This is a genomic window from Methylobacterium sp. WL103 (assembly GCF_008039885.1).
Lineage (GTDB): Bacteria > Pseudomonadota > Alphaproteobacteria > Rhizobiales > Beijerinckiaceae > Methylobacterium > Methylobacterium cerastii.
This window is the reverse complement of record NZ_VRUX01000797.1, coordinates 1-1,578: the sequence shown is the minus strand read 5'-3', so window position 1 is coordinate 1,578 and position 1,578 is coordinate 1. Positions and strand designations below refer to the sequence as shown.

Annotated in this window: 1 protein-coding gene; it reads left to right on the top strand. The window is 74.6% G+C overall.

The genetic code is table 11. From position 1 onward, the window contains the following. Positions 1-1,302: TRCF domain-containing protein (locus tag FV222_RS25550; protein WP_281406925.1), on the top strand; the 1,302-nt coding region annotated here is incomplete at its 5' end. Positions 1,303-1,578: the final 276 nt, after the last annotated feature.

Below are 1,578 nucleotides of genomic sequence, written 5' to 3'. Positions count from 1 at the left end.
GTGGGCACCCACGCGCTTGCCGGGCGCGGCGTCGCCTACGCCGACCTCGGCCTGACGGTGATCGACGAGGAGCAGCGCTTCGGCGTGAAGACCAAGGCCGACCTGCGGCGCCTCGCCGGCGGGGGACACGTCCTGACGCTCACCGCGACGCCGATCCCGCGAACGCTGCAATCCGCCCTCGTCGGGCTTCAAAGCCTGAGCATCCTGTCGACGCCGCCGGCCCTGCGCCAGCCGGTCCGGACCCTGGTCGCGGGCTTCGACCCCGACGCGGTCCAGGATGCGCTCGTCCGCGAGCATCGCCGCGGCGGGCAGAGCTTCGTCGTGTGCCCGCGCATCGAGGACATCGCGCCGATGGCCGAGCGCCTGCGGGCCCTCGTGCCGGACCTCGACGTCGTCGTCGCGCATGGCGGATTGAAGCCGGCCGAGATGGACGAGGCGATGGTCCGCTTCGCCGACGGCGGCGGCGACGTGCTGCTCGCCACCGCGATCATCGAGAGTGGGCTCGACGTGCCGCGCGCCAACACGATGCTGGTTTGGGAAGCCGCGAAGTTCGGACTGGCCCAGCTTCACCAGCTCCGCGGCCGGGTCGGGCGCGGCCAGCGGCGCGGGGTCGTCCACCTGCTGTTCGACCCCGCCGCGCCGCCGAGCCCGGCGGCCGAGCAGCGCATGCGGGCCCTCGAAGCGATGGACCGCCTCGGTGCGGGCTTCGCGATCAGCGCCCGCGACCTCGACCTGCGCGGGGCGGGCGACCTCGTCGGCGAGGACCAGGCCGGTCATGCCAAGCTCGTGGGCTTGGGCCTCTACCGGCACCTGCTCGAGCTGGCCCTGCGCCTCGCCAAAGGCGAGGAGGCCGAGGATTGGTGCCCCGAGATCGAGATCGGCCTGCCCGGCGGCATCCCGGCCGACTACGTGCCGGAGCCGGAGATCCGGCTGAGCCTCTACACGCGTCTGCTGCGCCTGCGGGACGTGGCGGCGATCGAGGCCCTTGCCGGCGAGGTCGAGGATCGCTTCGGTGCCCCGCCCGAGCCGGTCGCCGCCCTCTTCGCCCTCGGGCGCCTGCGGGCGGCCTGCCGCGAACTCGGCGTCGCCCGGCTGAACGGAGGTCCGCAGGGGCTTGCCGCCGACCTTCGGCCCGGCGTCAAGGTTGGGCCGATGCCGGCCTGCGCGGACCTCGTCCTGCGCGACGGCCGCGTCGTCCTGCGCCGCCCGGTCTCCGAGCCGGCGGAGCGCACGGCACTCGCCATGGACCTGTTGGACCGGGTGCGGGCAGCCTGCGCGCGCGGCGCCGAACGGGCTGCCTGATCGACGCGCCCGGCGAAAAGGCCGGGCGCGCCGGCCCGACCACCCGGGAGTTGCCACCGGCTGCGGACTGCGGGCGATCGATGCTATTCCGACTTCAAACCGCAGCGCCGCGTTGCGGGCTCGAAACGCCCAGGATCGATCCGATGCCCCGCCTCACCTTCACAGCCGCCGCGCTCGCGCTCGTCCTCGGCACGGGCGCATCCGCGCAGGGCCTGCAGCAAGGTGCCCGCGAGGGCGCGCAACGCGGCGAGGAGATGGCGGGGCCGCTTGGCGCGG